This is a genomic window from Pseudomonas paraveronii (assembly GCF_963681955.1).
In the GTDB taxonomy this organism is placed as follows: domain Bacteria; phylum Pseudomonadota; class Gammaproteobacteria; order Pseudomonadales; family Pseudomonadaceae; genus Aquipseudomonas; species Aquipseudomonas paraveronii.
Genome location: NZ_OY817130.1, coordinates 1,604,971 through 1,627,745, shown reverse-complemented (window position 1 = coordinate 1,627,745; position 22,775 = coordinate 1,604,971). Strand labels below are relative to the sequence as shown.

Annotated in this window: 26 protein-coding genes and 1 tRNA gene; 17 read left to right on the top strand and 10 right to left on the bottom strand. The window is 60.9% G+C overall.

The window, feature by feature from the left end; all coding sequences use genetic code 11:
* Positions 1-132 precede the first annotated feature (132 nt).
* The 9 genes from uca (at position 133) to U5A08_RS07220 (ending at position 9,090) form a co-directional block, all read left to right on the top strand.
* On the top strand, positions 133-3,756 hold the full coding sequence (uca, locus tag U5A08_RS07260; protein WP_321850982.1) for an urea carboxylase: 3,624 nt from the start codon (positions 133-135) through the stop codon (positions 3,754-3,756).
* Positions 3,757-3,815: 59 nt separating this feature from the next.
* On the top strand, positions 3,816-4,028 hold the full coding sequence (locus tag U5A08_RS07255) for a cysteine-rich CWC family protein (protein ID WP_321850980.1): 213 nt from the start codon (positions 3,816-3,818) through the stop codon (positions 4,026-4,028).
* Positions 4,028-4,720 (top strand): pseudouridine synthase, encoded by a 693-nt coding sequence (locus U5A08_RS07250; protein WP_321850979.1) that lies wholly within the window; start codon positions 4,028-4,030, stop codon positions 4,718-4,720. Before U5A08_RS07255 ends, U5A08_RS07250 begins: the two co-directional genes overlap by 1 nt.
* A gap of 304 nt (positions 4,721-5,024) precedes the next feature.
* On the top strand, positions 5,025-5,909 hold the full coding sequence (locus U5A08_RS07245; RefSeq protein WP_321850977.1) for an alpha/beta fold hydrolase: 885 nt from the start codon (positions 5,025-5,027) through the stop codon (positions 5,907-5,909).
* A 142-nt stretch (positions 5,910-6,051) separates the two neighbouring features.
* A tRNA-Gly gene (locus tag U5A08_RS07240) sits at positions 6,052-6,125 on the top strand.
* A gap of 737 nt (positions 6,126-6,862) precedes the next feature.
* Positions 6,863-7,357 carry an ImmA/IrrE family metallo-endopeptidase gene (locus tag U5A08_RS07235; RefSeq protein WP_253393954.1) on the top strand — a complete coding sequence of 165 codons (495 nt, stop codon included), beginning with the start codon at positions 6,863-6,865 and terminating at the stop codon, positions 7,355-7,357.
* A 10-nt stretch (positions 7,358-7,367) separates the two neighbouring features.
* Entirely contained in the window at positions 7,368-7,889 is a 522-nt protein-coding gene (locus U5A08_RS07230) for a hypothetical protein (RefSeq protein ID WP_321850975.1), read from the top strand.
* Between the two features lie 347 nt (positions 7,890-8,236).
* Positions 8,237-8,761, top strand: coding sequence for a DUF3833 domain-containing protein (locus U5A08_RS07225; protein ID WP_253393949.1), 525 nt, complete (start codon positions 8,237-8,239; stop codon positions 8,759-8,761).
* Positions 8,762-8,784: 23 nt separating this feature from the next.
* Positions 8,785-9,090, top strand: coding sequence for a DUF6482 family protein (locus U5A08_RS07220; protein ID WP_253393947.1), 306 nt, complete (start codon positions 8,785-8,787; stop codon positions 9,088-9,090).
* A gap of 104 nt (positions 9,091-9,194) precedes the next feature.
* Here U5A08_RS07220 and U5A08_RS07215 read toward each other — a convergent pair whose 3' ends face one another.
* The 4 genes from U5A08_RS07215 to U5A08_RS07200 form a co-directional block, all read right to left on the bottom strand.
* The gene (locus U5A08_RS07215; RefSeq protein WP_253393945.1) at positions 9,195-9,488 is read right to left on the bottom strand and encodes a helix-turn-helix domain-containing protein; all 294 of its coding nucleotides are present in this window, start codon (positions 9,486-9,488) and stop codon (positions 9,195-9,197) included.
* The gene (locus U5A08_RS07210) at positions 9,488-9,802 is read right to left on the bottom strand and encodes a hypothetical protein (RefSeq protein WP_321852184.1); all 315 of its coding nucleotides are present in this window, start codon (positions 9,800-9,802) and stop codon (positions 9,488-9,490) included. Before U5A08_RS07210 ends, U5A08_RS07215 begins: the two co-directional genes overlap by 1 nt.
* Before the next feature lie 189 nt (positions 9,803-9,991).
* The gene (locus tag U5A08_RS07205; protein WP_321850970.1) at positions 9,992-11,185 is read right to left on the bottom strand and encodes an MFS transporter; all 1,194 of its coding nucleotides are present in this window, start codon (positions 11,183-11,185) and stop codon (positions 9,992-9,994) included.
* On the bottom strand, positions 11,182-12,345 hold the full coding sequence (locus U5A08_RS07200; protein WP_253393941.1) for an MFS transporter: 1,164 nt from the start codon (positions 12,343-12,345) through the stop codon (positions 11,182-11,184). Before U5A08_RS07200 ends, U5A08_RS07205 begins: the two co-directional genes overlap by 4 nt.
* Before the next feature lie 95 nt (positions 12,346-12,440).
* Between U5A08_RS07200 and U5A08_RS07195 the strand changes: the two genes are divergently transcribed.
* From U5A08_RS07195 to U5A08_RS07175, 5 genes are all read left to right on the top strand, one after another.
* Positions 12,441-13,334: a LysR family transcriptional regulator gene (locus U5A08_RS07195; RefSeq protein WP_321850968.1), complete on the top strand. Its 894-nt coding sequence runs from the start codon at positions 12,441-12,443 to the stop codon at positions 13,332-13,334.
* A 168-nt stretch (positions 13,335-13,502) separates the two neighbouring features.
* The gene (locus tag U5A08_RS07190) at positions 13,503-13,685 is read left to right on the top strand and encodes a type II toxin-antitoxin system HicA family toxin (protein ID WP_253393937.1); all 183 of its coding nucleotides are present in this window, start codon (positions 13,503-13,505) and stop codon (positions 13,683-13,685) included.
* Between the two features lie 22 nt (positions 13,686-13,707).
* Positions 13,708-14,118 carry a type II toxin-antitoxin system HicB family antitoxin gene (locus U5A08_RS07185; RefSeq protein ID WP_253393935.1) on the top strand — a complete coding sequence of 137 codons (411 nt, stop codon included), beginning with the start codon at positions 13,708-13,710 and terminating at the stop codon, positions 14,116-14,118.
* A gap of 88 nt (positions 14,119-14,206) precedes the next feature.
* Positions 14,207-14,539, top strand: coding sequence for a hypothetical protein (locus U5A08_RS07180; RefSeq protein WP_253400349.1), 333 nt, complete (start codon positions 14,207-14,209; stop codon positions 14,537-14,539).
* Positions 14,540-14,631: 92 nt separating this feature from the next.
* Positions 14,632-15,132 carry a methylated-DNA--[protein]-cysteine S-methyltransferase gene (locus U5A08_RS07175; protein WP_253393933.1) on the top strand — a complete coding sequence of 167 codons (501 nt, stop codon included), beginning with the start codon at positions 14,632-14,634 and terminating at the stop codon, positions 15,130-15,132.
* Between the two features lie 85 nt (positions 15,133-15,217).
* Here U5A08_RS07175 and U5A08_RS07170 read toward each other — a convergent pair whose 3' ends face one another.
* The 4 genes from U5A08_RS07170 to U5A08_RS07155 all read right to left on the bottom strand — a co-directional run bounded on the left by U5A08_RS07170 (position 15,218) and on the right by U5A08_RS07155 (position 17,902).
* Positions 15,218-15,745 carry a DUF4142 domain-containing protein gene (locus U5A08_RS07170; RefSeq protein ID WP_016975135.1) on the bottom strand — a complete coding sequence of 176 codons (528 nt, stop codon included), beginning with the start codon at positions 15,743-15,745 and terminating at the stop codon, positions 15,218-15,220.
* Between the two features lie 119 nt (positions 15,746-15,864).
* On the bottom strand, positions 15,865-16,506 hold the full coding sequence (locus U5A08_RS07165) for a LysE family translocator (protein WP_321850964.1): 642 nt from the start codon (positions 16,504-16,506) through the stop codon (positions 15,865-15,867).
* Positions 16,507-16,560: 54 nt separating this feature from the next.
* Positions 16,561-16,971 (bottom strand): fosfomycin resistance glutathione transferase, encoded by a 411-nt coding sequence (fos, locus tag U5A08_RS07160; protein ID WP_321850962.1) that lies wholly within the window; start codon positions 16,969-16,971, stop codon positions 16,561-16,563.
* A 13-nt stretch (positions 16,972-16,984) separates the two neighbouring features.
* Complete coding sequence (locus U5A08_RS07155; RefSeq protein WP_321850961.1) at positions 16,985-17,902, bottom strand: LysR family transcriptional regulator; 918 nt, start codon at positions 17,900-17,902, stop codon at positions 16,985-16,987.
* A 77-nt stretch (positions 17,903-17,979) separates the two neighbouring features.
* On the opposite strand from U5A08_RS07155, the gene U5A08_RS07150 reads away from it, so the two are divergent.
* Positions 17,980-18,468 (top strand): DMT family transporter, encoded by a 489-nt coding sequence (locus U5A08_RS07150; RefSeq protein WP_253393927.1) that lies wholly within the window; start codon positions 17,980-17,982, stop codon positions 18,466-18,468.
* An 11-nt stretch (positions 18,469-18,479) separates the two neighbouring features.
* Here the strand turns inward: U5A08_RS07150 and U5A08_RS07145 are convergent, their stop codons facing one another.
* Positions 18,480-19,154, bottom strand: a complete 675-nt coding sequence (locus U5A08_RS07145) for an NAD(P)H-binding protein (RefSeq protein WP_321850959.1) — start codon at positions 19,152-19,154, stop codon at positions 18,480-18,482.
* A 109-nt stretch (positions 19,155-19,263) separates the two neighbouring features.
* Here U5A08_RS07145 and U5A08_RS07140 point away from each other — a divergent pair, with 109 nt between their 5' ends.
* A complete protein-coding gene (locus tag U5A08_RS07140) occupies positions 19,264-20,451 on the top strand; it encodes an MFS transporter (protein WP_321850958.1) in 1,188 nt (395 codons plus the stop codon).
* Here U5A08_RS07140 and yiaY read toward each other — a convergent pair.
* A complete protein-coding gene (gene yiaY, locus U5A08_RS07135; RefSeq protein WP_247406975.1) occupies positions 20,418-21,566 on the bottom strand; it encodes an L-threonine dehydrogenase in 1,149 nt (382 codons plus the stop codon). The two genes, U5A08_RS07140 and yiaY, sit on opposite strands and share 34 nt — an antisense overlap.
* Positions 21,567-21,689: 123 nt before the next feature.
* On the opposite strand from yiaY, the gene U5A08_RS07130 reads away from it, so the two are divergent.
* On the top strand, positions 21,690-22,706 hold the full coding sequence (locus tag U5A08_RS07130) for a DUF4917 family protein (RefSeq protein WP_253393921.1): 1,017 nt from the start codon (positions 21,690-21,692) through the stop codon (positions 22,704-22,706).
* Positions 22,707-22,775: the final 69 nt, after the last annotated feature.

The window sequence follows — 22,775 nt, the reverse complement described above, 5'->3', positions numbered from 1 at the left end:
TGGCGGCAAGTCAGCCAAACACGCACCCACTGGCTCACCACCATCGGGAGCCCCCCTCCCACACTCACGACATGCACTGCGGACGACCGTAGTGCTCCTTCACTTTGCGGGACGGCCCGCAGGGTTTTGCCCATGTTCGAAAAACTGCTGATTGCCAACCGTGGCGCCATCGCCTGCCGCATCCTGCGAACCTTGCGCAAACTGCACGTCAAGGGCGTCGCCGTGTACGCCGAAGCCGATGCGGCCAGCCTGCACATCCAACACGCCGACGAAGCCTACAGCCTCGGTGAAGGCGCGGCGGCCGGCACCTACCTGGCGGTGGACAAAATCCTCGCCATCGCCAAGGCCAGCGGCGCCACGGCGATTCATCCCGGCTACGGTTTTCTCTCGGAAAACGCCGCCTTCGCGCAAGCGTGCGAAAACGCCGGCATCGCCTTCATCGGGCCGACCCCGCACCAACTGCGCGTATTCGGCCTCAAGCACACGGCCCGGGCGCTGGCCAAGCAACAGCAGATTCCCTTGCTCGAAGGCAGCGAACTGCTCGACAGCCTCGACGCCGCCTTGTTCGCCGCCGACCGTGTGGGCTACCCGGTGATGCTCAAGAGCACCGCCGGCGGTGGCGGCATCGGCATGCGCGTGTGCCGCAACGTCGCGGAGTTGAACGAGTGCTTCGAGGCCGTCAAACGCCTGGGGCAGAACAATTTCAGCGATGCCGGGGTGTTTATCGAGAAGTACATCGAGCACGCTCGCCACCTGGAGGTGCAGGTGTTCGGCGACGGCGCGGGCGCGGTGATCGCCCTTGGCGTGCGCGACTGTTCGGTGCAGCGGCGCAACCAGAAAGTCCTCGAAGAAACCCCTGCGCCGAACCTGCCGGAAGGCATGGCCGAGGCCCTGTGCGCGGCCGCCATCACCCTGGCCAAGGCGGTCAATTACCGCAGCGCCGGCACCGTGGAATTCATCTTCGATAGCGCAGACAGTCGCTTCTACTTCCTGGAAGTGAACACGCGGTTGCAGGTGGAACACGGCGTCACCGAACAGGTGTGGGGCGTGGACCTGGTGCGCTGGATGGTGCAACTGGCGGCGGGAGAAATGCCGCCGTTGAGTGAACTGGCTTTGCAGCCCCAGGGCCATGCGATCCAGGCACGCTTGTATGCCGAAGACCCTGGCCGCGATTTCCAGCCGAGCCCGGGCCTGTTGACCCACGTGGACTTTCCACTGGCCGAGGGCTTGCGCATCGACACGTGGGTCGAGGCCGGTTGCGAGATCCCGCCGTACTTCGACCCGCTGATCGCCAAGCTCATCACCTGGGCGCCCAGCCGCGAACAGGCGCGCCTGGATTTGCATCGCGCCCTGAGCGACAGCCAGCTCTACGGCGTGGAAACCAACCGCGATTACCTGCGCCAGATCCTGCTGGCCGCGCCCTTTGCCGGTGGCCATCCGTGGACGCGCTGCCTGGAAGATCTGGTCTACGTCGCCCACACGTTCGAAGTGCTCAGCGCGGGCACGCAAACCAGCGTGCAGGACTATCCCGGACGCCTCGGTTATTGGGCCGTGGGCGTACCGCCTTCCGGGCCGATGGACAGCCGCGCACTGCGCCTGGGCAATCGTCTGCTGGGCAATCGCGAAGGCGCCGCCGCGTTGGAAATCACCATGAGCGGGCCGCTGTTGCGCTTCAATTGCGCCGCCGTGGTGGCGGTGACGGGCGCGGATATTGCGCTGCTGCTCAACGATCAACCCGTGCCGATGAACACCGCGCTGCTGATCGAAGCCGGGGCGGTGCTGAGCCTCGGCGCCCTCGCCGGGGCCGGCGCGCGCAGTTACCTGTGCCTGCGCGGCGGGCTGCAAGTGCCGGACTATCTGGGCAGCCAAAGCACCTTCACCCTGGGCCAGTTCGGCGGGCACGGCGGGCGGGCTTTGCGCGCGGGCGACGTGCTGCATCTGTTGCCGCTGGTCGACGTCAACGCGGGCCAGCAGTTGCTCGCTGAACCGCTGGCGCAGGTGCGCACGCTGCGGGTGATTTATGGCCCCCACGGCGCGCCGGAATACTTCCAGCCGGAGTACATCGACACGTTCTTCGCCACGCAGTGGGAAGTGCATTTCAACTCCAGCCGCACCGGCGTGCGCTTGATCGGCCCCAAGCCGATGTGGGCGCGCACCGATGGCGGCGAAGCCGGGCTGCATCCGTCGAATATCCACGACAACCCCTATGCAATCGGCGCGGTAGATTTTACTGGAGACATGCCGGTGATCCTCGGGCCGGACGGGCCGAGCCTGGGTGGGTTCGTGTGCCCGGTGACGGTGATCGAAGCCGACCTGTGGCAACTCGGACAACTCAAGGCCGGCGACAAACTGCGCTTCGAACCGGTGGACCTCAAGACCGCCCGCGATCTCGCGCTGAAATGGGATCAAATGCCGGAGCCAGGCTTGCCCGCGATGCAAACGACGCGGTCTCACAGCAACACCGAAGCGATGCCATCGCGAGCAAGCCCGCTCCCACATTGGCCGGCGTCGCCTGTGGTGTTGGATATCGGCCAGGAAGATACGCGTCTGGTTGCCCGATTGGCCGGCGACACCCACCTGCTGCTGGAAATCGGCGCGCCCGAGCTCGACCTGGTGCTGCGTTTTCGCGCCCACGCGCTGATGCAGGCCCTCGAAACCCGCGCACTGCATGGCGTGATCGACCTGACGCCGGGCATCCGCTCGTTGCAGGTCCACTACCAGCCGGAACAATTGCCCCTGGCCGACCTGCTGGCGCTGATCAGCGGCGAATGGACGGCCGTATGCGCCACGCCCAACCTGCAAGTGCCTTCGCGCATCGTCCACTTGCCGCTGTCCTGGGATGACCCGGCGTGCCAACTGGCCATCGAAAAATACATGACCACCGTGCGCAAGGACGCGCCGTGGTGCCCGAGCAACCTGGAGTTCATCCGCCGCATCAACGACCTGACCAACGTCGACGCGGTGCGCCACTGCGTGTTCGAGGCGAGCTATCTGGTGATGGGCCTGGGCGACGTCTACCTCGGCGCCCCGGTGGCCACACCGCTGGACCCGCGTCATCGGCTGGTGACCACCAAATACAACCCGGCCCGCACCTGGACCGCCGAGAATTCGGTGGGCATCGGCGGCGCGTATTTGTGCGTGTACGGCATGGAAGGCCCCGGCGGTTATCAGTTTGTCGGGCGCACGTTGCAGATGTGGAACCGCTACCGGGAAGTCGCGGCCTTCGACGGCAAGCCGTGGCTGCTGCGGTTTTTCGACCAGATCCGCTTCTACCCGGTGAGTGCCGAAGAGCTGGTAAAGATTCGTCGGGATTTTCCGCTGGGGCGCTTTGCGTTGCACATCGAGGACAGCGTGTTGAACCTGGCGGACTACCAGGATTTTCTGGCGCGTGAAGCCACCGGTATCGAGGCGTTTCGGGAGCACCAGCAACAGGCGTTCAATGCCGAGCGCGAACGCTGGATCGCCAGCGGCCAGGCGCACTTCGACAGCGAGGAACCGCCAGCGCCGCTGGGGCAGGACACGCCGCTGAAGGCCAATGAGTACAGCATCGACAGCCATATCGCGGGCAATCTCTGGCAGGTCCAGGTAGCTGCGGGTGAACGTGCCGCGGCCGGCGATGTGTTGGTGGTGCTGGAGTCGATGAAAATGGAGATTCCACTGCTGGCGCCGTTTGCCGGCGTGGTGCGGGAAATCCCGGTGCAGCCCGGCAGCGCGATTGGCGCCGGCCAGCGGGTCGTGGTGCTGGAACGCGACTGAGCGGCGCTGTATCGTGCAGGGACCTTCGGCGCCCTGCCCGATCCAGCCTGAACCGAGCAATGACCACAGCCACCCTCTGCCCCGCCTGCGGCGTCCGCAACGACTGCACCCTGGCCGACCCACGTACCGCCGACCAGGCCTGCTGGTGCTACAGCGTCACCATCGACCCGGCGGTGCTCGAAGCCCTGCCCGATGCATTACGCAACCAGGCCTGCCTGTGCCCGCGCTGTGCCCAGGTGGACGCGCAGTTGCGTGGGGCTGAGCCGTTGTAATGCGGGTTGATCGATTCCTCAGCAACCTGCCGCGTTTCAATCGCCAGCAAGTCCGCCTGTTGTTGGTGGAACGGCGGGTGAGCGTCGACGGCGTCCCCGTCAGCGATCCTCACCACGAGGTGCGCGAATTCAGCCGGGTGTGCGTGGACGATGAAGTGCTGCAGGCGGGTAAACCGGCGCGCTATTTCATGCTGCACAAACCCCAGGGCTGCGTCAGCGCCACCTGCGACCCACAGCACCCGACGGTGCTGGATTGGCTGGATGAACCGGACAAGGACGAGCTGCATATCGCCGGTCGCCTGGACTTCAACACCACCGGGCTGATGTTGATCACCAACGACGGCCAATGGTCGCGGCGCCTGACGCAACCGACGACCAAACTGCCCAAGGTCTACCGTGTGGAGACCGAGCAGGAGATCGGTCCGGAATACGCCGCCACCTTCGCGGCGGGGGTGTATTTCGCGTTTGAAGACCTGACGACTCAACCGGCCGAGCTGGAACTGTTGGCACCGCGCCTGGCCCGCTTGGGCATCATCGAAGGTCGCTATCACCAGGTGAAGCGCATGTTCGGGCACTTCGACAACAAGGTGCTGCGCTTGCATCGGGAACGCATGGGGCCGCTGGCGTTGGATGACGCGCTGGCGCCCGGCGAGTATCGAGCGTTGAGCGCCGATGAAATTTCGTTGGTCTGATGACCGTTCGGCCGGGGATGGCTAAAAACCCGTTTGGCGCCTTGCAGGCTGGCGCCTGTGCTGCTTGAATCAAACCGTCAGCCCCATTATGACTGGCGAGTCATCTATAACCTCCAAGAAACACCTTGCCCCGCCCGCGCTTGATCCACGGGCCTCCCCGGCAAATAGCCCGCCCTGGTAACACCCGTCGGCCAGCCGTCATCGGCGCGACATGGGCACTCATCTTCCAGGCGTATGCCTACCTGTCATAAAGCTCGTGCAGAGTGATCTGCGCGCACTACCCGCTTGCCAGGAGTCTTACGACATGAGGCCAGAAATCGCTGTGTTGGATATACAGGGTCAGTATCGGGTTTACACGGAGTTCTATCGCGCGGACGCGGCCGAAAAGACCATCATCCTGGTCAACGGCTCCATGGCCACCACGGCGTCCTTCGCCCAAACCGTGAAAAGCCTGTACCCGCAGTTCAATGTGGTTTTGTACGACCAGCCCTACGCCGGTCGCTCCAAAATCCATAACCGCCATGAGCAAATGCTGACGAAGGAAGTCGAAGGCCAGATCCTCCTGGAACTCATCGACCACTTCGCCGCCGAACACGTGCTGTCGTTCTCCTGGGGCGGCGCCGCCACCCTCGTCGCCCTCGCCCAGCGCCCGCGCCGCGTGGAAAAGGCCGTGATCAGCTCGTTCTCGCCGGTGATCAACGCGCCCATGCGCGACTACCTCGAACGCGGCGTCGACTACCTCGGCAAGCTCGACCGCGACCGCGTCGGCCACCTCGTCAACAGCACCATCGGCAAACACCTGCCGTCGCTGTTCAAGCGCTTCAACTACCGCCACGTCAGCAGCCTGGCCGAGCACGAGTACGGGCAGATGCACTTCCACATCAGCCACGTCCTCAACAGCGACCGGCTGTGCTACCTCAAGGCCGCGCGCCAGATCAGCGTGCCGGTGCTGTTTTTGAACGGCGAATGGGACGAATACACCAGCGCCGAGGATGCCCAGTTGTTCGGGCAATACGTGGCGAACAGCAGCTTCAGCACAATCCAGGCGACCGGGCATTTTCTGGACATGGAACACAAAGCCGCCTGCCGCGACAGCCGGGACGCCGTGGTGGGCTTTCTGAAGCCTGCGCGGCAGACCAGCCGATTGCGCTATCGCCAGGGCCAGACGCAGCATGCCTTTGCACTCTGAAACACAACCGACTGCAGGAGCGAGCATGCCCGCTCCTACAGTCGGTCGGCGCGTTGCCTACGCAAACACACGCAACCTGCACATTTTTCGAAGAAAAACTTCAAATCCCGGCGCACATCTGGTACAAAGTCAGCCGCTCTGAGCGGGTGTCGTATAATGGCATTACTCCAGCTTCCCAAGCTGATAACGAGGGTTCGATTCCCTTCACCCGCTCCACTATTTTCAAGGCTTCCAGCCTTCCTCGCTTCAACTTGGTGTCTGTTAAGGTGTCTGTTTGTAGTTTTTCGCAGACTCCGTATGAACTGAACAGACACCCGAACCTAAACACTCCTCCTCCTGAAATATCCCCCGCGTCCTGCAGGCCGACCACCGCAGCATCACGTCCGCCCCTCCATTTTCTACACCACCGTGACACCTCCGGTTTCAACGTGGGGCTCTAGAATCGTTCCCGTTCGCGTGTTTTACTGTATAAATAAACAGCACTCGGGAGATTGTGTGATGACGGCGAAAATTATCAACCTTGAACAGATCAGAGCGTTAAAGGAGGCGGGAGTCGAATGCGGACCTGCCCCATTCATGGATGACCTGCCGCCGTCCTTTCGGGCAGTCCACTGCGCCGCCGCCCGCGCCATGCTGAACTGGTCAGTAGAGGCACTCTCATTCCGGTCCGGGGTTTCAGTCAAGGCAATCAGAGACCTTGAAGAAGGACGGCGGTAAACCCAATGATGGTCAATGGATCTCTAGAAAGAAAGATGAGGCACGTCAACCCACGCCTGTTGCTCAACCATAGCGCTCCCTTGTATGGCAGGGATTGAAATTGGCGTTTCTAGCCTTAAGTTACAAAGTCAGTTTGCCCCCCTTTTCGCGAGTTATGGAATGATAGGGGTCGATGTGGGATCATATACAGTCAAAAAATACCACTCTCAGCCCGAAACCAAAGGAGGGCGCCGCATATGTTTATGAATAATGACATGGCTTTCGCCAAGGCCTCTCAGGTGCTCAGGGAGCTCTGGGACGGTTACCTCCCGATTGACCCCGTTCAGCTTGCTCAAAAAATGGGAGCGAGGGTTGTCTTTGACTCAAGTTTGGATCGCGAAGGAATAAGCGGTTCATTCGAATACGACAGCTATGGCCCCTTGATCAAGGTGAATGCATACGACCCGCCAGCTCGCCAGCGTTTCACAGTCGCACATGAAATTGCCCACTGGATTTTGGGGCATGTGCAACCTGGAGAGTTAGCACATCGAGATCCAAGCGATCCTTACGCCGTCGTTGATACTCGAGAGGTAGATGCCAATCGTTTTGCCGCGCAATTGTTGATGCCTGCACACGTAGCTCAACATCTTGTCGAGCAGGTACCGCCTGCGCAAAAAACCAGTATTCTGGCCCAGCAATTTTCAGTTTCTGAAGCAGCAATGGGCTACCGGCTTCGTAACCTAGGTCTATAGGAAAGCCCCATTGTCTACAACTCAAGATTCAAACGAAGGTACAGCTGCAGGATCTCAACAGTTCACACCACCTGAGGCCCAGGATGGGCTTGCCCCTTTACCCAGCGGTAGTAATGGAGCGCCGCCTTCCGGACCTACCCCAGATCAGCCACGATTTAACTGGCTCGCGTACTCCCTCACCAGCAAGCTGTTGAAGGAGTATTTGGTCATCGGTATAACCGTTTGGGTCGTCTATAAACTCGTATCAATTCTCGCCAACTTCATGACAGGCCTTAGCGACCTGTTTAAACAGGCGGTGTACTTTAAGAGCGCTCCCGTCTTGATGGTAAAAACGATGGATTGGCACATTCTCGTGCTTGGTGGAACGCTTATCATCTCGATAACTACCATTTTGATGGTTATGCTACGAAGTGTTTTAGCTAGCAATGCAGTGAGCCCCGAAGAGAAAAAACAGCATAGCGCCTGGGAAGATATGCCATTGGCAAGCTTTGTGTCCTGGGTCGTCGATCAAATTAAAAGCCGCTTCAAGTAGCGTCGACTGCTGTTTGTATGTGAATTTTCCAGCAATCAGCAGCGTGTATGGTGACGTGTATGTCGAGAAGGTCAGATACCAGGGAGACCACGCTGTTTCTGACCAGTTCGATTCCCTTCACCCGCTCCGCTCAGATATAGGTCTCGCGTCAGGATGGTTTTGACGGGGATGTAAAAAACCGGTCCTGAGTGGCCGTTTTTTTATGAGTGAAATTTGGGTTCAGCGCTTCCACACCTCTCCAATCTCCAAAATAGCGCCCACTAAAAACATGTACAAATATATTTTTATGTACAACTATCACCCCTTGAACGTCGACACTCCGCCCCACACGATCAAGGAGCCGATCCATGGCACGCCTACTGGTTTCACTGTTTCTGGTATTGAGCCTGTGCAGTTGCGGCAACGTCGAGGTCGACCACTACGCCGACCAGCAACCGCAGTTGGACCTGGAGCGTTTCTTCAGCAAACCCGTCAAGGCCTGGGGCATATTCCAGAAGCGTTCGGGGGAAGTGGCCAAGCGCTTTGAGGTGGATATCGCCAGCCGACGCGAGGGCGATGCTTTGATTCTCGACGAGCGTTTTCTCTACAGCGACGGCACGCGCCAGCAGCGGGTGTGGACGTTGACACCGGATGGCCCCGGGCGCTGGCGCGGGCGCGCGGGGGACGTAGTTGGCGAGGCGATTGGCGAGGTCGCCGGCAACGCATTGCGTTGGCGCTACCGCCTCAACCTGGCGGTGGATGGCTCGATTTACGAAGTCAGTTTTGACGATTGGATGTACTTGATGGACGAAGACACGTTGATCAACCGTTCGAGCATGTCCAAGTTTGGCGTCGAATGGGGCCAGGTCACGCTGTTCTTTCGTCGCCAATGAACGACCCACTGCGAGGGTGAATCATGAATATGCAAATGCTGACCGAACTGGCCGTGAAGGGTGAAGTACGCGAGTTGGAACTGCTGTCGCTGGAGGGCGGTTTCTACATCGCGCGCGTCAGCCTCGAGCATACGGCGATGACGCTGCTGGACGAGGATGCGAAGCCGATGCGCATCGGCTCCACCACGCATTTGCGCGACCTGTTGCAACGGGTTCCGGCGTTTCCTTGTGTGCTGGTGCAGCACTGCGTCCACGATGAAATGTGCGGTACACGTGAAGGCCCCATCGGTGCGTTGCGTATTCCGTTTACGTTGGCCCAGTCCTTCTAAGGCGCGTTTCATTCTTTGGCTGACCTTCCCGGCCAGGGAAGATCAGCCTAGCGCCTTGCGCGAAAGAACTTCCGCGGCTTAATCCACACGGTCATCACAGACGGTTATCTATGCTCCAGGGCCGCCAATACGTGACCAGGATCATTGTAGAGGGCACGCAATAATGCCCTTGCCGGTCCTTCAGGTTCACGTCGCCCCTGTTCCCAGTTCTGAAGCGTTCCCACGGGCACATCAATCGCCTTCGCAAAGCGCGCTTGCGAAAGCCCCGTGGCTTGTCGAATCTCTTTTATCTTCAGGGCATCAACAAAAAATTCGCGGGATGGGGGGCGTTCACCCCGGACAATCTCGTCCATCTGGGTCATGCTTTCTACCAGACGATTGAACAATTTTTTCTCCATCACTCCCACCTTCGGTTTATCTCGCTGAGGATTCTCTTTTCCGCCGACGAAAGATCATCTTTGACGCCCTTTCGATAGATCAGGATCAATCTAATTTGATAGGCCATACAGAGGTAGTAGTAGATCACTCTGACATCACCACTTTTCCCCTTACCCTGCGAAGCCCAGCGGATCTTCCTCAGGCCATTGGTCCCTTGAATAACATCACCGGCAGTGGGATTTTCCGCCAGAAACTCTTGGAATTCACTGTGGCTTTCTTCACTTAGAAGCTCTGCCAAATCCTCTGTAAATGCGATCGACTCTATAAATATCATGCTCACGCCTATACGTCATTGGCGCACAAACGGCTTATTCTGATCGTTTCCTATCACGCAACAACCACCCGTCACTCATTGATAGGCATACGAAACATGCACTGAGATTTATGAGGCGCAAACTCTATAACCAGGCAGCCAATGTCATGACGTAGGACGCAACTGAGTTTTCCATCCGAAAAGAGGCAATCAATCGTCCATCTCCAACCCTCTTCGCGCCTCCCACACCAACGGCAATGTCACCAGTAACATCCCCGCCAACACCATCACCGCCACCGGCACGCCCAGCGCATCCCCCACGCCGCCCATAAGCACCGGCGCCAGCGCGCCGCCGCCAATGGTGCCGGTGTAGAACAGCGCAAACGCCCGCTCCCGTTGGCCGGCGCTGGCCAGGTCCGGCACGGCGCCGTACAGCACCGACGAGGTGCCATTGAGCACCAGCCCCAGCACCGGCAACATCAGCATCAACCCAGCCAACGGCAGATACAGTGCGGTAACGATCAGCAGCGCCGTGCTGGTTTCCGTCAGCCAGACGGTTTTCATCATGCCGATGCGCACGCCGAGGTAGCCGCAGAACAGCTTGCCGAATGCGCCGCCGATGAACAGCAGCGTCAGCGCCAGGCCGATGCCCGCCGTGCCCGCGCCTTTGGCTTGCAGCAGGAACGGCAGGAAGGTGAGAAAACCCATGCGCACGGCACTGTCGAGGATGCCGGTGAGGATCAAGGCGCGCAGGCCGGTGGCGGAACCGGTTGCAGTGCAAGGCTGGGTCTTGGGTGTCGCTGTGGCAGCGCGGGGCTGAGCGGGGATCAGCCACCACAGCACCCCCGCCGCCGCCAGGCCGAGCAGCCCCAACAGGGTGGCGCTGGCCCGCCAACTGATCAGCGTGAGCAGCAGGCCAACCAGGCCGGGGATCAGGGTTTTACCGATGTCGCCGGAAAAGTTGTAGTGGGACAGCGCCTGCTTGACCCCTCCACCGTCCTCATACGCGTCGGTGATCATCGAGGACGCCAGCGGGTGTTGGGTGCTGGCGCCCAGGCCGCCGAGCAGCAGCGCCAGCAACAGCACGGTCAACCCGCTGGCTTGCCCGGCCAACAGGTAAGCGACACCCGCCAGCGCGGTGCCGCCCACCAGCATCGGTATACGCCCCCAGCGTGTCGCGGCGCGGCTGGCCATCAGTTGGAACACCGCCATCATCCCGGAATAGGCGCCGCGCAACAGGCCGATCTGGGCGTAGGACAAAGCGAATTGAGCTTGCCAGATAGGCAGCAGAACGTAGATCACATCGGTGAGGCCATCGTGTACGGCATGGGCGCTGCAGCCGGCGATGAGCGCGCGGCGGCGGGTGGATGTGTCAGGTGCAGGCAAAGCGACGGTGTCGTTCATGGTGTGCGGATCAATTGAGGTTTAGGAGGCTTCCAACCCGTCAACGCGATCAGCAAGGTCAGCAGTTGGAAAGCGATGATCAGCGCCACACACCCGGCCCAGCCCCAGCGCTGCCAGATCAGCGCCGGGACGACGGCCCCGCAACTGCCGCCCAGGTAGTAAGCAGTGAGATAGACCCCCACGGCGCCCGCCTTGTTGTCGCGAGCGCTGCCGGCAATGAAGGCATTGGCGGCGGCCTGGGCGAGAAAGACGCCGGTGGAACTGAGTGCCAACCCGACCACGATGCACCACAGCGACGGCAGCAGGGTCAGCGCCGAGCCGCTGATGCCAAGCACCGCCGCGACACTCAGCAGCTCGGCGGGCGGGCGGGCTTTGCTCAGGCGCCCGGCGATGGGGATCACGACCAGGGCCAACAGGAACACCATGTACAACGTACCCAAGGCCGCAGGCCCAAGGTTAAAAGGCGGTAGGCCGAGGTACAAACCTGCGTAGGTAAACGCCGCAACCTGGGAAAACAGCACGCAAAAACCTACGGCATACGCCGCCACCAGGGGTTTGCGAAACAGGCCCGCCGAAGACGCTTTAACCTGCATCGCTCGTGGCCGGCCGACGGGTAGCAGAAACTGGATAAACCCGCCCACCATCAGGCTCAACACCGCCAGCAACTCAAAGGCCTCGCGCCAGCCCACATACTCGGTCATCACACCGGTGACAAACCGCCCGGCGAACCCACCCAACACAGTGCCCGCGACATACAGGCTGGTGACTTCAGTCACCGTCCCGCCACGCCAGCGGTCGCCGATATAGGCCACGCTGGTCGCGAACACCACCGGAATCAACATGCCTTCGACAAAGCGCCAGACCAGCACTTCGGCGAAGCTATCGGCATAGGCCGTCATCAACGTCGGCAGCGCCAGCAGCAGCGCAGCCAAGCTGATCACGCTGCGCGGCTCGAAGCGCCCGGTCAGCCGATTGACAAACGGCGCGGTGATCGCCACCGCCAGCGTGGTCACGGTAATGCTCCAACCCGCCGCCTTGGCGCTGATTTGAAAGTGCGCGGCAAACGTCTGCAGGATGCTCTGGGTGGCATAGAGGTTGAGAAACGCCGCGCAGCCACACAGGAACAGGGCTAGACGGGCACAATGCAGGCGCGCTTTCATGAAACCTCTCGTCTTATTTTGAAAGGTCTTTATAGAATGGCGGGCGGGGCTTAAACCAATACCGAATTCGCACCGATTGATACCCAAGGATCAGGATGCTCGACCTACGCAAGCTGCGTTACTTTCTGACGGTCGCCGAAGAACTGCATTTCGGTCGTGCCGCCCTGCGCCTGCACCTGGCTCAGCCGCCACTGACCCGGCAGATTTCAGCGCTGGAAACGGAACTGGGTTTCAAACTGTTCGATCGCACCAGCCGCACGGTGTCCCTCACCGCCCAGGGCCGTGCGTTTTTGCCGTATGCCCGAGGGGTGTTGGAACAGGTCGAGTTGGCCCACGTCATCGCTGGCAAACTGGCCGCCGGAACGGCCGGGCAATTGGCGTTGGGGTATGTCAGTTCAATCGCCCTGTCGGATCTGTTCAGCCAGGCGATCCGGGCCTTCGCCCAACGCTTTCCCGATGTGCAATTGACCCTGGTGGAATGCGCCTCCGGCAGCCTGGGTGCGCAGGTCGCGGATGGGCGGCTGGATATCGGCTTGAGCCGGCTGTTACCGCAAAACGACGACGTGCAGGCGCTGTCGCTGGGCGAAGAGCGGCTGGTGGCGGCGGTGTCCAGTGACAGCCCACTGGCCAGCCAGGTTACCGTCAGTTTGGCGCAGCTCAGTGCGTACCCGCTGATTCTGTTTCCACCCGACTATGGGTCAGGACTGAACCAGGCCATCGAGCAGTTGTACCGCCACCACGGCGTGCCGCTGCGCGCGGGGCCAACCGGACGGCAGATCACCTCGATCATCGCGCTGGTGGCGGCCGCGCAAGGGGTGGCGCTGGTGCCGGCCTGTACGCAGAGTTTGATGAACAAGGGGGTAACGTATCGGCCGCTGGTCGAGGTGGATGCTTGCGCGCCGTTGCTCGTGCTGACCCCAACTGAACGGCGCAGCGGCCTGGTCGACGCATTTCTTGGATTGATTGAAGACGAGTCACACGCTCGCTGAATAGCCGGAAAAACCTGGCAATACCTCTCTGCTGTGTGCCGCCTGCGCACTCATACACTTCATCAACCACCTGTCGCGATACCCGTCATCGAATGACTGTGGGTAGAGTGTTGATAATTCAATTCTAGTGGTTATAGTCACCACCAACACACACCACAAGGAGGTGCTGTGGATAGCCGATATTTGATAGGTCATATCGTCGCGGACGGCGGGTACCTCGTGCGCATCAGGGGTAGCCACCACCACTTCAAGCATCCGACAAAACCTGGGCTGGTGACGATTCCCCATCCCAAGAAGGACCTGTTGGACAACACCGCCAAGAGCATCCTGAAACAAGCTCTGTTGAGTTAACCGTCCCTGGAGGACAACAAACATGCTGTATCCCATCGCCATTTCAACCGGTGACCAAGACCATGCCTGGGGCGTGGAAGTCCCGGATATTCCTGGTTGCTACTCTGCCGGCGACGACCTGGACGACGCCATGGCAATGGCGCGAGAAGCCATCGAAGGGCATTTCGAGATCCTCGCCGAAGACGGTGCGCCAATTCCCAGTGCGCAGAAGGTCACGCTGCATGCAGCCAATCCACAGTACGCCGGCTGCACCTGGGCAGTGGTGGACATCGATGTCACCAAATACCTGGGCAAGGCGCAGAAACTCAACATCACCTTGCCTGGCTATTTGCTCAATCGCATCGATGAATATGTGCTGCACCATCCGGAGGAAAAAAGCCGTTCGGGGTTCCTCGCGTCGGCAGCGCTCAAGGTGCTGCAACAGGATCGATAGCTACAACTCAAGCAAAGTCTGAATGCAGCAGCGCCTGCGTAGCGGGATGATGTCGCCCTGTCCAACCTGCAAGACCGGGATGCTTGCCATGCTTGAACCTGAACACCCCACGCCAAAACCCGTACTGCGCCAAGTGCTCGGCTGGGTGCTGGTATTGCCGTTGCTGGTCGCTCTGGTGAGGCTCCCATTCCCCCTGGGACTAGCCCTGGCGCTCGGGTCGATCGTCGCGTCCGCATATGGCGCATGGTTTGCCAGGCGCCATGCCAGCCGGCGTGTGATGGTGCTGGCGTTGACCGGCACCCTGCTTAACATCGTCTCGATGGTTGCGCTGGGAACCGCCTCGCCACTCATGGCGCTTTATTACCTTTCAAGGCTCTATTGGTATCCCTATCTTGCCGATTGGATTTACTGGAACGTCTAAAGTGGCGGAGAATTCAACCGCAAGAAACGCAGTTTCCAGTGGAATGGGTTGTTTTAGACTGAGCCATCACCCACCCGCCCAGGAGCCCGCTCATGCCCTACGAATACACACTCATGCCCTCCCCCGTCGGCGAGCTCACCCTGGTGGCGCGCAATGGCAAACTCAACGCCATCCTATGGGAATGCGAGCGCGCCAACCGAGTACGCCTGGGGGAATTGCGCGAGGTGAAAGACAACCCCGTGTTGCGGGAAACCGAGCGCCAGTTGCAGGAATACTTCGCCGGTGCCCGTCATCATTTCGAGCTGGAACTGGACTTCACCGGCACCGACTTTCAGAAGCAAGTCTGGCAGGCACTCCTGACCATCCCCTTTGGCGAAACCCGCAGCTACAGCCAGATCGCCCGGCAGATCGGCAACCCGAAAGCCGTGCGCGCCGTGGGCGCGGCCAATGGGCGTAATCCGATCTCGATCATTGCGCCGTGCCATCGGGTCATTGGCGCGTCGGGCAGCTTGACCGGGTTTGCCGGCGGGCTTGCGGCCAAGCAGTATCTGCTCGCACTGGAAGGAACAAGCCAGGCAGAACTGCGGTTCTGAGTACGCCAGCGACCGACCAGAACCCGGCATAAAAAACGGCGGTGGGATGAGCTCCAACCGCCGTTGTCCATATCAAGTACAGGCCTCAACCGTCGCCTTGATGGCCTTTACCGTAGGTAGAGGCCAGGGCGCGAGCCTTTTGCAGACGCTCTTCCAGCTTGGGCAGCGTCTCATCCACCAGCGCCTTTATTTCCGGAACATCCGACGCGGCCCCTTCCTGTTTGAACAGGGCGATAGCGTCTTCGTTTTCCTTGACCTGCTGCGCAGTGTAGGCGGCGTCAAAGGAGTCACCGTCCTTGAGCTCGGGCATCAGGGTTTCGGCTTTATCGACGATCTTCTCACGCGGCGCCACAGGCAGGTCGAGCTTCTTGGCGATGGCCGCCAGGTGTTGGTTGGCCAAGGTGCGCTCGTTGATCACCTCGATGGTGTAGTCCTTGATTTCCTGGGACGAGGTTTTGGCGTGGGCCATGCGGCTGGTTTCGATATCGGCCATGCCTTTGGCCGACGCCTGCTCGATGAACTCAGCCGGCGACTGGGCGAAAGCATTGCTGGCGCCGAGGCCCAGCAGCATCGCGAAACTGGCGGTGCGTAACCGGATAGCCATGCGGCTCATGATGGGTTCCTCCAGGGCAAAAATAGGTGCGGGGACAGACACCCCGCTCTGAATTCGAATTTTAACAGCCGCAAAGGTTTAGAAAAAACTTACCTGTGCGACGAACGGTCGTGGCCGCCTCAGGCCGGTTTACTGCCGAACAGGCCCGGCAACGCGTGGGCCAGCGCATTGATGGCGAAGCCGATAAACATCACCCCGCAGAGCTTGGTGATCAGGATTTCGTGACGCTGATACACCGTGCGCACCCGCTGTGCGCCCACTACGCCGATCAGAATCGCGTAGGCCAACAGCCCACCGATAAAGCTCAGCAAGATCAACGACGGCAGCATTGCCCAGGTCAGCAACTCGGCACGGCTGGACAGCAACGCGGTAAACGTGGCGACGGCCACCGGGTACGCCTTGGGGTTGGTCAGGCCAAACAGGATGCCGTGCCAGAACGGATGCCGCGCCGCGCCCTGGGGTGTATCACTGCTGCGGCGCTGGGTACGGATCGCGCGCCAGCCCAGCCAGAACAGGTACGTGCCACTGAGCACGCCCAGCACATCAAACGCGCTGCTGCCGACTTCCCGCGCCCCCACGATCGCAATCAGCGCGGTGCTGCACCACAGCACGTCGCCGAGCAAATGCCCGCACAGAAAACCGGCCCCGGCGCGACGGCCCCGGGCCGCGCCAATACCGAACACGGCCAACACCCCCGGGCCAGGCGTAATGCCGTAGATAAAACCCGAAGCAAGGACAGCGAACAGTAAGGACGGGGTCATGGGCGCGACTCTGACAAACGGTTGAGAGGTGGAGGGATTCTGCACGTTCCCGCGCTACGGGTAAAACTGCATACCGGCATAAGGCTTGGCGCGACACGCTTGCAGGCGCGAGGCCAGATCACCGACATGGGCTTCGAGCTTGTGGCCATCGGGGTCGAGAAAATAGAACGAGGCGCCCTCGCTGCGGTTGTCGCGCCACTCCGCTACGCCGGCGGCTCGCAGGCGTTGCGCCAGCGCGGCGAAGTCGTCCGCGCCGACCGTAAAGGCCACGTGGGTGTATTCAGCCGCCGGCACCGACGGGCGCGCCGGGTCGAGGGACAGGCACAGCCACAACCCGGGCAATGACAGGTAGGCGCCGTTGTCCCAGGTGGCGTCAAGGCGAAGTTGCAGCAGGTCATGGTAGAAGCTGACGCTGCGCGGCAGATCGGTGACGGCCAGGGTCAGATGGTTGAGGCCGGTGAGCATGTGGTCGTTCCTGTTAATGGCAACCTTCGGACAATACACCCTGCACCTGCGCCTTCAACCACAGCAACCCCGGATCTCCACCCCGCCGCGCATGCCATGCCAGCTCAAACGCAAACGACGGAATATGAAACGGCGGCGGCACCGTCGACAGTTGCTCACGGTCGACGTTGAGCACGCCCCTCGACGACACGGTCAGGATCAGGTCCGTACCCTCGATCAACTGTGGCGCCACGCCCCAATGCGGCAGACTGATCGCCACATGCCGCCGCTCACGGATCGCGGTCAACGCGCGCTCGATTTCCGGGGTGCCGCTGCCGCGCATTTCCAATAGCACATGGGGCCGCGACAGGTAGGTGGGCAGGTCGAGCGTACCGCTGGGTGGCAGGCTGGCGCGGTCGACCAGGCAGGTGTAATGCTCTTCGAATAACGGCGTAGTACGCAATTCGGCAGGCATGTCAGGGAAGACCCCGGCGGCCAGGTCGATATCGCCATTGAGCACGCCATCCACCATGCCTTCGCGGCTGGCCTGGATGATCTGCAGATCGATGCCGGGCGCTTCACGGCGCAAGGTGCGCACCAGCCTCGGCAGGAAAATCGCCGCACTGTAGTCCGACATTGCCACGCGAAACTTGCGCGTGGCCGATGCCGGATCAAAGCGATTCGGTGCCAGCAGCGCCTGCACCTGGGCCAAAGCCTGCGCCAACGGCGTCGCCAACTCCAGCGCGCGGGCAGTCGGCAGCAACCTGCCGCCGTGACGCACCAGCAGCGGATCACCGAGCATGTCGCGCAGGCGCGCCAAGGCGTGGCTGACCGCCGGCTGGCTCAGGTGCAAACGCGCAGCGGCGCGAGTGACGTGCTGCTCGCTGAGCAAGGCATCGAGGATCACCAACTGATTGAGATCGATGCGGCGCAGATCATTCATTAGCTGCATGCCCTGTATAAAAAACGGGAATTTAAATTTGCGTGACGAATAGCCTAGAGTCCAGCAAAACCTCTGGGAGATTCAACATGACGACGTTGCAGTGGGCAGGTTTATTGCTTTTGGCGGTGATTGCGGGGGCGGTGGTGCCGTTTCAAAGCGCGATCAATGCCAACCTCGGGCGCGGGCTCGGTCACCCGTTGTGGGCAACGCTGGCGTCGTTGCTGGTGAGCATTATCGTGCTGCTGCCAGTGATCATCGCCCTGCGCCTGCCGTTGCCGAGCCTGACGTTTATCAGCAAGGCGCCGCTGTGGATGTGGGCCGGTGGCGCATTTGGCGTGTGCTTTATCTCGTTGGCGTTGATGCTGCTGCCCAGGCTGGGCGCGTCGGGTTTTATCGCACTGGCCATGGCCGGGCAACTTCTCGCCTCGCTGCTGCTCGATCACTTCGGTCTGTTCGGCCTGGGAGAACGCCGACTGACAACGCCCCGGGTACTGGGCGCGTTGCTGTTGATCGGCGGCGTCGCGTTGATTCAATTCAGCGCCACACCCGCCCGCGCACTGGCGACGGCGAACTGATCAGCCGTTGTTCAGGAATTGCCGGCCGCCAGCCGATGGATCTCGGCTTGCTCCACCACCGGCTGCGGCGCGCCGTTACGCACCGCAGCCAACATCGCACGGCCGACGGTCTCGGTGCTGACTACCCAGCCTGGCTTTATCCGACGCACCAACGAGAGCAACGGCCCGAATACCGTATAGAACAACGGGTACAACGGTGTCTTCGAACGCACGCCGTGCAACGGCTGAATCACCCCCGGCCGGAACACATACACCGCCTTGAACGGCAGGCGCAGCAAGGCATTCTCGGTCTTGCCCTTGACCCGCGCCCACATCGACTGGCCCGCTTCGGAACTGTCGGTGCCGGCGCCGGACACATAGATAAACGTCATCTGCGGATTGAGCCGCGCCAGGGTGCTGGCGGCGACAAGAGTCAGATCATAGGTGAGATGGGTGTAGCGGGTTTCATTCATCCCCGCCGATGAAACACCGAGGCAAAAGAAACAGGCATCGAAGCCTTGCAGCAGGTTCTCCAGAGGTTGGAAATCCAGCATGTCCGCGTGCAGCACCTGATGCAGTTTGCCGTGCTCCTGCGTCAACGGCGTGCGGCCGACGGCGACGACTTCCTGCACGTCAGCAGCCAGCAGGCACTCGCGCAGAACGCCCTGGCCGACCATGCCGGTGGCACCGAATAACAGAACTCTCATAAGGTTTTACCTTCAATGGCCTGCCCTGAGCGGCACGCTAAAGACAAATACACTAACAGCTTGTAGCGTGCCGCCAGTAGCTTAGCGTCCAAAGAAGAGATCTGCGCCTTTGAAAAACTCCACTACCCTCACCCTCGCCTGCAGCGCCGCCTTCCTTTCCCAAGTCGGTATCAGCAGCTATTTGCCGGCGGTCCCGGCCATTGCCCAGTCCCTACCGGCGGCCGAAGACCACGTTGCCCTGGCCTTGGCAGTGTACCTAGTGGGTATGGCGCTTCCGATGTTGCTGTGGGGAAGCCTGGGCGAACGCTTTGGCAGAAAGCCAGTGTTGCTGGCGGCGCTGGCGGTGTATGCCTCGGCGAGTGCCGCGATTCCGTCGGCGTTCAATGTTGAATCTTTTCTGGCGTTGCGCCTGATTCAAGGCCTGGGCGCGGGCGGCGTATCGGTGATGGCACGGGTGTTGGTGCGGGACAGTTTCAGCGGTGCGCTGTTGGCCAAGGGCCTTTCTTGGCTGGGGATGACCTTTGTGATCGCGCTCGGCATCGGCCAGTTCGTGGGCTCGTTATTGCAGGTCGCGTTTGGCTGGGAGGCGATCTTTTATGGTCTGGCGATCGGCGCCGTCATGTTGATGCTGGTGTTGCCGCGCGTGATTTTTCCGACACTGGTGAAGGCAGATTCGTCGGCGTCAGCCTGGCGCATTTACACCCAAATTGTGCGACACCCCGCCTTCCTGCATGCGGCGTTGGCCGGCGGATTGGGCTATGGAGTGATCATTGCGTTCAACACCTGCGCGCCGCTGATTTTGCAGGGGCATTTCGAGTGGAGTGCCGCGCAATATGGCTGGCTGGGCTGGCCGATCAGCGCGGCGTATCTGGCGGGAGCGTTGATGGTCAATCGCTTCGTCGCGCGCACGGGACGGTTGACGATGATGGGCTGGGGCGTGGCGTTGGTGTTGCTCGGTACCGCGATCATGCTGCTTGGCAGTGTGTTTGCCAGCGGGCTCGCATTGCTGCTGTGGTTACCGTATTGCCTGGCGGTACTGGGGCAGTCGATGAGTTACCCCATCAGTTTGTCCGTGGCCAATGATGAGTCACCGGTCAGCGGCTCCTATGCCATGGCGTTGAGTGGTTTTATACATCAGTTGATGGCGGCGTTGATCGGTGGCGTGGCAAGCCTGCTGGTGAGTCAGCAGGCATGGCCGTTGGCGCTGTTGTGTGTGGCTCTGGCGGGCGGCGCGTTTGTGTGCGTCGCACGCTGCCGGTCGGATCAGAACGCGCTGCGGAAAATCTCCTCAATCTGACGCTGATCCGCCCGCCGCGGATTGGTCAGCCCACACGCGTCCTTCAGCGCGTTGGTGGCGAGCAGTGGAATGTCCTGCAACTTGGCGCCCAGTTCACGCAGGCCAGCGGGAATTTCAACGTCCTTAGACAAAGCACGAATGGCCGCGATGGCGGCCTGGGCGCCTTCTTCTGGCGAGTTGCCGGTGATGTCCGCACCCAGCGCACGGCCGACGTCGCTCAGGCGTTTGGCACTGACGCTGGCGTTGAAACTTTGCACATGAGGCAGCAGCACCGCGTTGCACACGCCGTGGGGCAAGTCATACAGGCCGCCCAGTTGGTGGGCCATGGCATGCACGAAGCCCAGGGAGGCGTTGTTGAACGCCATGCCAGCGAGGAACTGTGCGTAGGCCATGTTTTCCCGGGCGGCCTTGTCGCTGCCGTCGCGGACCGCCAGGCGCAGGTTGGCGCTGATCAGTTCGATGGCCTTGATCGCGCAGGCGTCGGTGATCGGCGTGGCGGCGGTGGACACGTAGGCTTCGATGGCGTGGGTCAGGGCGTCCATGCCGGTGGCGGCGGTGAGGCCCTTGGGCATGCCGACCATCAGGGACGGGTCGTTGACCGACAGCAGCGGCGTGACGTTGCGGTCGACGATGGCCATTTTCACGTGGCGGGTTTCGTCGGTGATGATGCAGAAGCGGGTCATCTCACTGGCGGTGCCAGCGGTGGTGTTGATCGCCACCAACGGCAGTTGTGGCTTGCTGGATTGGTCGACACCTTCATAGTCGCCGATATGCCCGCCGTTGGTCGCGCACAGTGCGATGCCCTTGGCGCAGTCATGGGGCGAACCGCCACCCAGGGACACCACGAAATCACAGGCACTCTGCTGCAGCAGCGCGAGGCCTTTCTCAACGTTATCCACATTGGGGTTAGGCTTGGCACCGTCGTAGATCACCGAATCGATGTCCTGCATCGCCAGTTTCTCGGCGATCATACTGGCCACGCCCGCCTTGGCCAGGCCGGCGTCGGTGACGATCAGGGCCTTGCGAAAACCGTAGTTGCGAATGGCGACCATCGCGTCGTCAAGGCAGTCTGTGCCCATGATGTTGACGGCGGGGATGAAGAAGGTGCTGCTCATGGCGAATCCTCAGAGGCGTTATGCCGACAGCATCAACGTTCATCACAGGGCCCACCTTGATCAGGATCAACCCTCGCTCGTGATAAAGTCACCGCCCCGCCGATTTTGAGTAGACCCGCCGCAATGAAGGATTTCCAGGATATTGACGCCCACCTTGAAGACTGGAGCGCACTGCGCAGCGCTATCGATTTCAATGGGATTCTGATCGGAAACGGCGCCAGCCGGGCGATTTGGGAAGACTTTGCCTACGACTCGCTGTTCGAAAACGCGCGCACCGTTGAAGAAAAACCCTTGAGCCAATCCGAACTGAGCGTGTTCGACGCCCTGCAAACCCGCAGTTTCGAGCAGGCCCTGAGCGCGTTGAAAACCACCAGCCGGGTCAACAAAGCCCTGGCAGTCAGTTCAGCGGCACCGCGCAATCGCTACTACGCGATCAAGGAAGCGTTGATCAACACCATCCACGCCGTACACATTCCGTGGCGCCTGGTGCAGCCGTCGACGCTGGCGACGATCAACGCGGAGCTGGCCAACTACTCCACGGTATTCACCAGCAACTACGACTTGCTCAACTACTGGGCGATCCTGCACACCCCCGGCATCGATGACCTGTTCCGCAGCGCCGACGCCAGCTTCGACCTGCGTGACACCCGCACCGACACCACGCGCATCCTCTACCTGCACGGCGGCCTGCACCTGGTGCGCAACCTCGACGGCACCGCACGTAAATTGCCCACCACCGACAGCACCTTGCTCAGCAGTTTTGCGATCAACAACACGATCAAGACCCTGGACGATGTGCCGTTGTTTGTCAGTGAGGGCAAGGTGGAGGAGAAGCTCAAGACCATCCGCAGTTCGGATTATCTGTCGTTCTGCTATGAGCAGTTGCTCGGCCATGAGGGGGCGCTGTGCATCTTCGGCCATGACCTGGGGCCGCAGGATAAACACCTGGTGGATGCGATTCGCCAGGCCAGGGTGACGACCCTCGCGATCGCGGTATCGGGGCGCAGTGATGGGTTTATCCGCCAGCAGAAGCGGCGGTATTCGCAGTTGTTTGATGGCAGCGGCGTGGCGTTGAGATTCTTTGCCGCGCGCACCCATGCGCTGGGTAATCCTGCACTGTCGGTGCCGGTCGAACGCTGAGGTCCTGAGCGGCTTCCACAGGGTCAATGTATTTGCCTGGAGACAAACGACAATAATTCTCGATATCAT

Excerpts from the sequence above, each read along its gene's own strand:
- uca (WP_321850982.1), top strand. The coding sequence starts at position 133 with ATGTTCGAAAAACTGCTGATTGCCAACCGTGGCGCCATCGCCTGCCGC.
- U5A08_RS07255 (WP_321850980.1), top strand. The coding sequence starts at position 3,816 with ATGACCACAGCCACCCTCTGCCCCGCCTGCGGCGTCCGCAACGACTGC.
- U5A08_RS07250 (WP_321850979.1), top strand. The coding sequence starts at position 4,028 with ATGCGGGTTGATCGATTCCTCAGCAACCTGCCGCGTTTCAATCGCCAG.
- U5A08_RS07245 (WP_321850977.1), top strand. The coding sequence starts at position 5,025 with ATGAGGCCAGAAATCGCTGTGTTGGATATACAGGGTCAGTATCGGGTT.
- U5A08_RS07235 (WP_253393954.1), top strand. The coding sequence starts at position 6,863 with ATGTTTATGAATAATGACATGGCTTTCGCCAAGGCCTCTCAGGTGCTC.
- U5A08_RS07225 (WP_253393949.1), top strand. The coding sequence starts at position 8,237 with ATGGCACGCCTACTGGTTTCACTGTTTCTGGTATTGAGCCTGTGCAGT.
- U5A08_RS07220 (WP_253393947.1), top strand. The coding sequence starts at position 8,785 with ATGAATATGCAAATGCTGACCGAACTGGCCGTGAAGGGTGAAGTACGC.
- U5A08_RS07215 (WP_253393945.1), bottom strand. The coding sequence starts at position 9,488 with ATGGAGAAAAAATTGTTCAATCGTCTGGTAGAAAGCATGACCCAGATG.
- U5A08_RS07210 (WP_321852184.1), bottom strand. The coding sequence starts at position 9,802 with ATGATATTTATAGAGTCGATCGCATTTACAGAGGATTTGGCAGAGCTT.
- U5A08_RS07205 (WP_321850970.1), bottom strand. The coding sequence starts at position 11,185 with ATGAACGACACCGTCGCTTTGCCTGCACCTGACACATCCACCCGCCGC.
- U5A08_RS07200 (WP_253393941.1), bottom strand. The coding sequence starts at position 12,345 with ATGAAAGCGCGCCTGCATTGTGCCCGTCTAGCCCTGTTCCTGTGTGGC.
- U5A08_RS07195 (WP_321850968.1), top strand. The coding sequence starts at position 12,441 with ATGCTCGACCTACGCAAGCTGCGTTACTTTCTGACGGTCGCCGAAGAA.
- U5A08_RS07185 (WP_253393935.1), top strand. The coding sequence starts at position 13,708 with ATGCTGTATCCCATCGCCATTTCAACCGGTGACCAAGACCATGCCTGG.
- U5A08_RS07180 (WP_253400349.1), top strand. The coding sequence starts at position 14,207 with ATGCTTGAACCTGAACACCCCACGCCAAAACCCGTACTGCGCCAAGTG.
- U5A08_RS07175 (WP_253393933.1), top strand. The coding sequence starts at position 14,632 with ATGCCCTACGAATACACACTCATGCCCTCCCCCGTCGGCGAGCTCACC.
- U5A08_RS07170 (WP_016975135.1), bottom strand. The coding sequence starts at position 15,745 with ATGAGCCGCATGGCTATCCGGTTACGCACCGCCAGTTTCGCGATGCTG.
- U5A08_RS07165 (WP_321850964.1), bottom strand. The coding sequence starts at position 16,506 with ATGACCCCGTCCTTACTGTTCGCTGTCCTTGCTTCGGGTTTTATCTAC.
- fos (WP_321850962.1), bottom strand. The coding sequence starts at position 16,971 with ATGCTCACCGGCCTCAACCATCTGACCCTGGCCGTCACCGATCTGCCG.
- U5A08_RS07155 (WP_321850961.1), bottom strand. The coding sequence starts at position 17,902 with ATGCAGCTAATGAATGATCTGCGCCGCATCGATCTCAATCAGTTGGTG.
- U5A08_RS07150 (WP_253393927.1), top strand. The coding sequence starts at position 17,980 with ATGACGACGTTGCAGTGGGCAGGTTTATTGCTTTTGGCGGTGATTGCG.
- U5A08_RS07145 (WP_321850959.1), bottom strand. The coding sequence starts at position 19,154 with ATGAGAGTTCTGTTATTCGGTGCCACCGGCATGGTCGGCCAGGGCGTT.
- yiaY (WP_247406975.1), bottom strand. The coding sequence starts at position 21,566 with ATGAGCAGCACCTTCTTCATCCCCGCCGTCAACATCATGGGCACAGAC.
- U5A08_RS07130 (WP_253393921.1), top strand. The coding sequence starts at position 21,690 with ATGAAGGATTTCCAGGATATTGACGCCCACCTTGAAGACTGGAGCGCA.